This window comes from Aeromonas sp. PrichA-15, assembly GCF_017939245.1.
Classification (GTDB): domain Bacteria; phylum Pseudomonadota; class Gammaproteobacteria; order Enterobacterales; family Aeromonadaceae; genus Aeromonas; species Aeromonas caviae.
Genome location: NZ_JAGKRH010000060.1, coordinates 1 through 8,573 on the forward strand (window position 1 = coordinate 1; position 8,573 = coordinate 8,573).

Genomic DNA, 8,573 nt, shown 5'->3' on the forward strand with positions numbered 1-8,573 from the left:
AACTACCCGATGCACACGAGTGTGCTGGAAGGGGTGAACAACAAGATCAAAGTGATAAAGCGCATGGCATATGGATTTAGGGACTCAGAATACTTTTTTCTGAAAATCAAGGCGGCCTTCCCCGGAAAGCCGCGATGAACCATAAAAAAGCCATGGCACTGCCATGGCCTGTGTGAACCGGCCCCATCAGGAGCCGGTCACCTCCTTCAGGAAACCGGTGAAACGCTGCCAGGACTTGGCATCGGCATCGGCGCGGTAGTTGTCCGAGCCAAAGACGCTGAACGCGTGGGGAGCGCCGCTGTAGCTGGTCGCCTCGTGCTTCACCCCGGCGCTCTCCAGCTCGGCCACCAGCGCCGCAAACTGACCCAGAGAGACCGCCTCGTCGGCGCTGCCGTGCTGGACAAGCAACTGTCCCTTCACCTCTTTGTAGTCCTGCCCGGCCGGGGTCTCCAGCCCGCCGTGTACGCTCACCACCCCCTTGAGATCCGCCCCGCTGCGGGCCAGCTCCAGTACGGCGGCGCCGCCAAAGCAGTAACCGAGGGCCACCGCATTGTCGAGCCGCCCCCCCTGCCTGCCCGCCTCCGCCAATCCCCCTTGCAGCAGGGTGCGCATCCTGGTCCTGTCCTGATAGAGGGCCCCGGTGAGGCGTTTCTTGTCTTCCACCGTGCCCGGCCTGACCCCGGCACCGAACAAATCGACGGCAAAGACACTGTAGCCCAGGGCCACCAGCATCTCGGCCCGCTTGATCTCGTAACCGTTGAGCCCGTCCCAGTCGTGCACCAGCACCACCAGAGGGGCCTCCTTGTCGGCACCCGCCAGGTAATAGCCCTCGAACGGCTTGCCTTCGACCTCGTAGCGCACCGCACCGGCCTCGGCCGCGCCGCTCCCCATCAGCCCCAGCAGGGCCAGGATCCATGCCCTCTTCATCCTTTCATCCTCTCCCGTCAATGGTGCCCCTGAGTGTAGCCGCTTCACATGGGAGCCCGGGTTCAGTGGTACGCAGGCAAAAAAAGAGAGGCCACCCGAAGGTGGCCTCTTTTTCATCATCTCAACGTACAGCAAGCCAGGCGCTTAATCCTTGGCGCTCTCCATGGCACCCGTTGCGGAGTGCTGGGGCAGGATGAGGTTGAGCAGGATCGCCGCCACCGAGGCCAGCCCCACGCCCGCCAGGGCGAAGTCACCGATCTTCATCTCCAGGGCGCCGACACCCACGGTCAGGGTCACCGCCACGATGGCGATGTTGCGGGACAGCCCCAGATCCACCTTGGACTCCACCAGGGTCTTGAGACCGATGGCGGCGATGGATCCGAACAGCAGCAGCATGATGCCGCCCATCACCGGCATGGGGATGGAGGTGAGCAGGGCGTTGAACTTGCCGAAGAAGGCCAGAATGATGGCGAACACCGCGGCCCAGGTCATGGTGACCGGGTTGAAGTTGCGGGTGATCATCACGGCGCCGGTCACTTCTGCATAGGTGGTGACGGGGGGACCACCGATGAAACCGGCGAAGCAGACGCCGATGCCGTCACCGGCCAGGGTGCGGTGCAGGCCCGGATCCTTGGTGTAGTCCTTGCCGGTCACGCCGCCGATGGCCAACACGCCGCCGATGTGCTCGATGCAGGGGGCGATGGCCACCGGCAGCATGAAGAGGGCCGCGGCCCAGTTGATCTCCGGGGTCTCGAAGTGGGGCAGCGCCAGCCAGGGGGCGTTGACCATCCCATCGAAACTCACCTGGCCCATCAGCACGGCAGAGACATAACCGGCGATGACACCGCACAGGATGGGGATGAGCTTGATCCAGCCCTTGCAGAACACGGCGGCAATCAGGGTGACCGCCAGCGAGATCCCCGCCAGGGTCAGCGCCGTGGTGGCAGGCACCACCTGCTCACCGCCGGCACGGCCCATGGCCATGTTGCAGGCTACCTGGGCCACCGACAGGCCGATCACCATGATGACGGGACCGATAACCACGGGGGGCAGCAGCTTGTGCACGAAGCCCATGCCACGAGCGCGGATGATGGCCGCCAGGATGAAATACATGAAGCCCGCGGCAAACAGACCGAACATGGTGGAGGGCAGACCCCAGGTCTGGGTGGCATAGATGATGGGGGCGATGAAGGCGAAGCTGGAGCCGAGGAAGATCGGCACCTGACGACGGGTGCAGAGCTGGAACAGCAGGGTGCCTACACCGGCGCCAAGCAGGGCCATGGAGGGATTCAGACCGGTGAGCAGGGGCACCAGCACCATGGCACCGAAGGCGACAAACAGAATTTGCAGCCCGGCGACGCTTTGCTTGACCAAGGAAAACATGGGTATCCTTAATTTTTTGATAACTGACAGGGATATTTGACACTTTTCAGTCATCACAAGACGTTTTCAAGGCAGCCAACGGGCCAAACGGCGTCATTTGTTGCCTTTTACTGCTTGGGGAGGGCATGAAACTGGCTTTTTAGGCGGGATTCGCTGCTACAAGCATCGAGGAGGCGATTTTACGCACTTTTATGGCCAACGCCAATCGTTTTTCCGGCGAGTTGACATGACAAGGCTTTCAACTGGTCGACGCAGATGCCCCCCCAATCCCCTCTCTATACTCGAAGGCGTGACCCCACACCGACAAGGAGTTCCCCATGTCACTGCCCTCGTTCAAACCCAGCCAGCGCCGACTGCTGCTGGGTTCGGCCATCGCCCTGGCCCTGTTCGCCACCCCGCTGAGCTATGACTTCGACCACCACCAGTGGCAGGCAAACCAGGCCCATGCCAAGTCCTGCTTCATCGCCGATACCCGCATCCTGATGGCCGATGGCAGCGAACGCCCCATCGAGACCCTGCGGGTCGGCGATCGGGTGCGGGACAGGCACGGGCAGAGCAACCGCATCCAGGCCATCGAGCGGGTGGCGCTGGGGGCGCGCAGGCTCTACGGGCTCAATCATCTGCCCCCCTTCTTTACCGCCGAGCACCCCTTCCTCACCACCCGGGGCTGGGCGGCCATCGCACCGGCCATGACCCGCACCGAAAACCCGGCCCTCGCCGTGCTGCCGCTCTTTACTGGCATGCACCTGCTGGGTTGGTCAGAGGGGGGCTGCGCGGGCAACCTAGCGCTGGCGCCGCACCCTGTCGAACTGCCGGTGGCCTCCCTCTCCTGGGTTGATGCCCCGCCCGCCACGGCGCTGTTCAACCTGATCCTCGATGGCAGCCACAGCTATGTGGCCAATGGGCTGATCGTGCACAACAAAGGGGGGGAAGGCGGCGGCAACAGTGGTAGCGGAGGCAGCAACAGCGGCGGTGGAGGCAGCAACAGCAGCGGCGGAGGCAGCAACAGCAGCGGTGGGGGCAATAGTAGCCACAGTGGAAACAATAGCGGAAATGGAGGCGATAGTAGCCATAACGGAAACAATGGCGGGGACGACAGCGGCCACGGCGGCGATGACCGTGGTCAGGGCGAACATGCCGGTGGCGACCAGCACGCTGGCGGCGATCGCCACGGCGGTGGCGACAAGCATGCAGGCGGGGAGCGTCATGCCGGTGGCCGGGTGGACGACAACGGTGTGGACGCCGTCGATGCCAATGGCAACAAGCTTCGAGGCGATGGCAGCGTGGACGACAACGGTGTGGACGCCGTCGATGCCAATGGCAACAAGCTTCGGGGCGATGGCAGCGTGGATGACAACGGTGTGGACGCCGTCGACGCCAATGGCAACAAGCTTCGAGGCGATGGCAGCGTGGACGACAACGGTGTGGACGCCGTCGACGCCAGTGGCAACAAGCTTCGGGGCGACGGCAGCGTCGATGACCGCCTGGTGCCCCCGCCCGCTCAATAGGTGTCAGCGTCCTGCCCCGCACACACAGCAGGGCGGAAAACAGAGAAGGTGGCCTGGGCCACCCTCTCTTTTTCTATGGCATTGTCATGCCCGCGACACATGCGGGCAGGTCGCACCTCAGACCCGGCGATAGGGCAGGTAGACCGGCTCCCACATATGGCTCAGGATGTGCTCTTGCAGATCCTGACCGATGAGCGGGTGGGAGGGATCCCGGCGCACGATGTCCTTGAGCACCGCGGTCGCCACGTGCACCGAGATGTTGCGCAGCTCGCTGATCCTCGGGTAGACGGTGCCCCGGGCGAGATCCGCCTCGCTCACGCACTCCGCGAGCGCAAAGGCGGCGGTGGTGAAGATGTCCGGGCTTATCTCGCGGATCTGGCTGACGATGGCCGCCAGCCCCACGCCGGGGAAGATGAAGACGTTGTTGCCCTGACCGATGCGATAATCCTGCCCCTCATGGTGCACATCCTTGAACGGGCTGCCGGTGGCGACGATGGCGCGCCCCTGGCTCCAGCGGAAGATGTCTTCCGGCAGGGCCTCGCAGTTGGCGGTGGGGTTGGAGAGGGGGAACACCATGGGGCGCTCGCAGTGAGTCAGCATCAGCTGGATGTGCTCCTCCTGGAAGGCGCCGCCGGCGCCGCTGGTGCCGAGCAGCACTGTGATGGGCACGTGGCGCAGCACCTCGGTCAGCCCCGCCTTGCCCTGCAGATCCCACTGGGCCAGCAAGAGGCCCGGCTTGGCGTAGCGGCGCTTGTACTCATCCAGCCCCTCGCGGTTGTCACACACCAGCCCCTGGGTATCCAGGATGTAGATGCGATCCCGCGCCGCCTGCGGGTCAAGCCCCTCGCGGATCATCCCCGCGCAGATCTGATCCGCCACCCCGACCCCGCCAGCACCGGCCCCGTAGACCAGGTAGTGCTGCTGGCCCAGGGTTTCCCCCTTGGATTTGACGGCCCCTATGATGCCCGCCAGCACCACGGCCCCGGTGCCCTGGATGTCGTCGTTGAACGACGGCAGCGCCTGCTGGTAGCGGGCCAGGTTGTTGAAGGCGTTGGACTTGCTGAAGTCCTCCCACTGCAACACGGCGTTGGGGAAGTGGCGCTTGACCCCGGCCACGAACTTGTCGATGAAGTCGTCATACTCCTTGCCGCGAATGCGCCTGTGGGGCTGCCCCAGGTACATGGGGTCATCCAGCAGCGCCTGGTTGTCGGTGCCCACATCCAGCGCGATGGGCAGGCAGCACGCGGGGTGGATGCCCGCCCCCAGGGTATAGAGGGCGAGCTTGCCGATGGGAATGCCCATGCCCCCCACCCCCTGATCGCCGATGCCGAGGATCCCCTGGCTGTCGGTCACGACGATGATGCGCACCGCCTTGGCATCCATGTGGCGGGCGAGGGAGCCCATGTCATCGACGTTCTTCGGGGTGATGTAGAGGCCGCGCGGCTTCTGGAAGCGGTGGCTGAACTCCTGGCACGCCTTGCCCACGGTCGGGGTGTAGATGTAGGGAGTCATCTCCTCCACGTGGCGGGACAGGAGGGCGTAGAACAGGGTTTCGTTGCGATCCTGCAGGGCTCGCAGGTTCTGGTACTTCTCGATGTCGCTGCAAGCGCTCAGGAAGGCCTCATAGACCCGCTCCAGCTGGGCTTCGAAAGTCTGCACTTGGGGCGGCAAGAGGCCGCCCAGCTCAAAATCGGCCCGTTCCTGTTCGGTGAAGGCGGTGCCCTTGTTGAGGTTGCGATCGTTGAGCAGATTGGTGCCCGTCAGCGCAACGGGGCGAAAATCGTGACCCTGTGCATCTTTCCACAGCAGATATTGTCCGGTAGCCATAGTCATTCTCTTTGATTTACATGAAGTTGCCATCAGGCAGGAGAGCAAGACTCAGAATGCTGGGGATCATATGACGTTTGCCGATCCGGTTTTGTGAGCTTGGACAAACCCTGCGGCCAAAGGCGCCTTTGCCGGGGCAGCCGAAGGTTGCTCCCGCGCCCGCCTTGGCGCAAGATCCCGACACGCCCCTGTGGGCATCCCTTTGCGAGCAACGGAGCACCATGACCCCTTCCTCTTCCCCCGCTTTTCTCGTCAGCGGCGTCATCCTCGCGGGCGGTCGCGCCACCCGCATGGGGGGCGATGACAAGGGCTGGGTGCCCCTCGCGGGCACTCCCCTGATCCAGCACGTGCTGACCCGCCTGCGTCCCCAGGTGGACGAGGTGCTGATCAACTCCAACCGCAGCCAGGCTCGCTACCGACAGCTTGCTCCCGTCATCGGGGACGCGCAGGCCGACTTCCAGGGGCCGCTGGCCGGCATGCTGGCGGGGCTGACGGCGGCCCGTCACGACTGGGTGCTGTTCGTCCCCTGTGACGGCCCCGCCCTGCCCCTTGATCTGATGACCCGCTTTCGCGCCGCCATCACCCCGGACACCGATCTGGTGGTGGCCCACGACGGGGAGCACCTCCAGCCCGTGGTCGCCCTGCTGCGCCGCGCCCTGCGCCCCTCTCTGCAACAGGCGCTGGCGGACGGGGAGCGCAAGACCGGGGCCTGGTTTGCCCGCCACCGGATGGCGGTGGTGCCCTTTGCCGATCTGCCCGACGCCTTCGTCAACCTCAACAGCCCGGCCGAACTCGCCGCCTGGGAGGCGAGGCTGCGGGAAGGGGGCGCGCCATGAGCCCCCTGCCCCTGCTCGGCTTCGTCGCCTGGAGCGGCACCGGCAAGACCACCCTGCTGGAGCGCCTCATCCCGCGCCTGGTGGCACGGGGTCTGCGCCTCGGGGTGCTCAAGCACACCCATCACGCCTTTGACATGGACCAACCCGGCAAGGACAGCCACCGCCTGCGCCAGGCGGGCGCCACCCAGGTGATGGCGGCCTCCGACCGGCGCCACGCCCTGATCTGGGAGACCCCGGAGGGGGAGCCCCCCTTCGAGGCGCTGCTGGCCCGCTTCGATACGAACGCCCTGGATCTGCTGTTGGTCGAGGGGTTCAAGCACAGGCGCTTTCCCAAGGTGGAGCTGTATCGCGCCGCCATCGGCCGACCCCTGCTCTTCCCCGATGATCCTGACATCGTCGCCCTCGTGAGCGACGCCCCCCAGGCCACGACCCTGCCCCGGTTCCCCTTCGAGGATCTGGAGGCCATCGCCGACTTCATCTGCGCCCGGTTGCCCCCGCACGAACCCCGTCAGTCCCCACCGCCCCTTCGCCTCTGCGCCCGGCTGCTGGCGGCCCTGCCCCCATCGTCAGAGCAGGGCGTTGTGCCCGGCTTGCTCAGTCAGGACGAGGCGGGCACCCTGCTGGTGCGCCCGGTGGATGGGGGCCACGACAGTGCCAACTGCCGCATCGAACGGGCGCCGGGTAGCGCGGCCCTTCCCCCCGGCGAGCGGGTCATGGTGCGCCTGCCGACAGGTGCGCCCCCATGAACCGGAGAAACGACACAGGTCAAGGGAAATGCCGTCCCCCTTGCTATCCTCACCACCCTGACCCGAGATAAGAGAACGCCCTTGCGCCTCAATGCCCCGCTCTCCCGCTTCGATCTGCTCATCTATGGCCGCTACCGCCTGGTCCACGGCCTGCGCATCGCCCTGGCCTTCACCCTCACCTTCCTGCTGACCCGGGAGCTCAAGCTGCCGGAGAGCACCTGGCCCCTCATCACCCTGGTGGTGGTGATGGGCCCCATCTCGTTCTGGGGCAACGTGCTGTCGCGCGCCCTGCAACGGGTGGTGGGCACCGTCTTTGGCGCCGCCTGCGGGGTGGTGGCCCTCTATCTGGAACTCTACTCCCTGCCCCTGATGCTGGCCTGGTGCTGCGCCATCATGTTCCTGTGCGGCTACCTGGCGCTCGGCAAGCGCCCCTATGTGGGGCTGCTCATCGGCATCACCCTGGGGGTCATCGTCGGCGGGGTGCCCGGGGACATCGAGACCGCGCTCTGGCGCAGCGGCGACGTCATCCTGGGGTCGGTGCTGGCCCTGCTGTTTTGCAGCATCTACCCCCAGCGGGCCTATACCCACTGGCGTCTGCAGATGCACGACACCCTGCAGCAGGCCGGGCGGCTCTACCACACCCACCTCTCCCCCAACGTGCTGGAGCGCCCCAAGCTCACCCGAAGCCATGCCCGCCTGCTCGCCAAAATAGTCAGCCTGCGCCCCCTGCTGGCCCCGGCGGTCAAGGAGACCCGCCTTGGCAGCCCGCTGTTCGAGGCGACCCAGACCACCCTTCGCAACAGCGTCTGCACCCTGGAGATGCTGGCCAACACCTATTGGCGGGATCGCCAGAGCCACTTCCTGATGCAGAGCCACCCGGGGCTTCGCGCCTGCCAGCAGGCGACGGAGTCGGTGCTCACCGAACTCGCCCTCATGCTCAAGAGCGGCGATACCACGGCGGCCGACCAGGCCATCGGCCGCCTGCAAGAGGCCGCCGCCCGGCTCGATGGAGACGCAAGCCAGGCACCAGACCAGGGACACGATCCCACCCTTGGCGGCTACCTCTGGCTCAATCTCCATCTCATCGAGCAGCTCGCCCACCTCCATCGCCTGCTGGGGCTGGTGCTGCAACCCTATGCCAAGCCCTCGGCCCGCCCCTGATCGCGCCGCCTGCAACCGCCCACAAAAAAGCCCCGCCGATGCGGCAATGCTGATCAGTTAAGGATCCATTGACCGATCCTTCTGCTGTAGGACAATCCGGAACCAATCACTGGTTCCGGATTTTTTATGTCTATTGCAAACGATCTGAACGATGTTGTTGAGGCATCTGGCGACATGCTGGCTCG

The 8,573-nt window shown here is 65.3% G+C and carries 7 protein-coding genes and 1 pseudogene; 5 read left to right on the top strand and 3 right to left on the bottom strand.

The features are described 5' to 3' along the window. A partial coding sequence (locus J9889_RS10315; RefSeq protein WP_210537942.1) for a transposase occupies positions 1-138 on the top strand: 138 nt, incomplete at its 5' end. Between the two features lie 48 nt (positions 139-186). Here the strand turns inward: J9889_RS10315 and J9889_RS10320 are convergent. Together J9889_RS10320 and J9889_RS10325 are read right to left on the bottom strand one after the other, a co-directional pair. Next, the gene (locus J9889_RS10320) at positions 187-927 is read right to left on the bottom strand and encodes a dienelactone hydrolase family protein (RefSeq protein WP_160838012.1); all 741 of its coding nucleotides are present in this window, start codon (positions 925-927) and stop codon (positions 187-189) included. Positions 928-1,071: 144 nt separating this feature from the next. Further along, a complete protein-coding gene (locus tag J9889_RS10325; RefSeq protein ID WP_210556616.1) occupies positions 1,072-2,310 on the bottom strand; it encodes a uracil-xanthine permease family protein in 1,239 nt (412 codons plus the stop codon). 317 nt (positions 2,311-2,627) lie between these two features. Between J9889_RS10325 and J9889_RS10330 the strand changes: the two genes are divergently transcribed. Further along, entirely contained in the window at positions 2,628-3,818 is a 1,191-nt protein-coding gene (locus J9889_RS10330; protein ID WP_210556618.1) for a hypothetical protein, read from the top strand. A gap of 117 nt (positions 3,819-3,935) precedes the next feature. Here the strand turns inward: J9889_RS10330 and J9889_RS10335 are convergent, their stop codons facing one another. Next, the gene (locus J9889_RS10335) at positions 3,936-5,645 is read right to left on the bottom strand and encodes an NAD-dependent malic enzyme (RefSeq protein WP_010673606.1); all 1,710 of its coding nucleotides are present in this window, start codon (positions 5,643-5,645) and stop codon (positions 3,936-3,938) included. Positions 5,646-5,866: 221 nt separating this feature from the next. Between J9889_RS10335 and mobA the strand changes: the two genes are divergently transcribed. The 3 genes and pseudogenes from mobA to J9889_RS10350 all read left to right on the top strand — a co-directional run bounded on the left by mobA (position 5,867) and on the right by J9889_RS10350 (position 8,388). After that, positions 5,867-6,481, top strand: a complete 615-nt coding sequence (mobA, locus tag J9889_RS10340; protein ID WP_210556620.1) for a molybdenum cofactor guanylyltransferase MobA — start codon at positions 5,867-5,869, stop codon at positions 6,479-6,481. Continuing rightward, positions 6,478-6,963, top strand: a pseudogene (gene mobB, locus J9889_RS24700) (molybdopterin-guanine dinucleotide biosynthesis protein B); the annotation flags it as partial. The gene mobA and the pseudogene mobB, both read left to right, overlap by 4 nt. 345 nt (positions 6,964-7,308) lie before the next feature. Beyond that, positions 7,309-8,388 carry an FUSC family protein gene (locus J9889_RS10350; RefSeq protein ID WP_210556623.1) on the top strand — a complete coding sequence of 360 codons (1,080 nt, stop codon included), beginning with the start codon at positions 7,309-7,311 and terminating at the stop codon, positions 8,386-8,388. The last annotated feature ends 185 nt before the right edge of the window (positions 8,389-8,573 follow it).

What these genes read in the sequence shown, in the direction of transcription:
- J9889_RS10320 (WP_160838012.1), bottom strand. Translation starts at nt 927, where the DNA reads ATGAAGAGGGCATGGATCCTGGCCCTGCTGGGGCTGATGGGGAGCGGC.
- J9889_RS10325 (WP_210556616.1), bottom strand. Translation starts at nt 2,310, where the DNA reads ATGTTTTCCTTGGTCAAGCAAAGCGTCGCCGGGCTGCAAATTCTGTTT.
- J9889_RS10330 (WP_210556618.1), top strand. Translation starts at nt 2,628, where the DNA reads ATGTCACTGCCCTCGTTCAAACCCAGCCAGCGCCGACTGCTGCTGGGT.
- J9889_RS10335 (WP_010673606.1), bottom strand. Translation starts at nt 5,645, where the DNA reads ATGGCTACCGGACAATATCTGCTGTGGAAAGATGCACAGGGTCACGAT.
- mobA (WP_210556620.1), top strand. Translation starts at nt 5,867, where the DNA reads ATGACCCCTTCCTCTTCCCCCGCTTTTCTCGTCAGCGGCGTCATCCTC.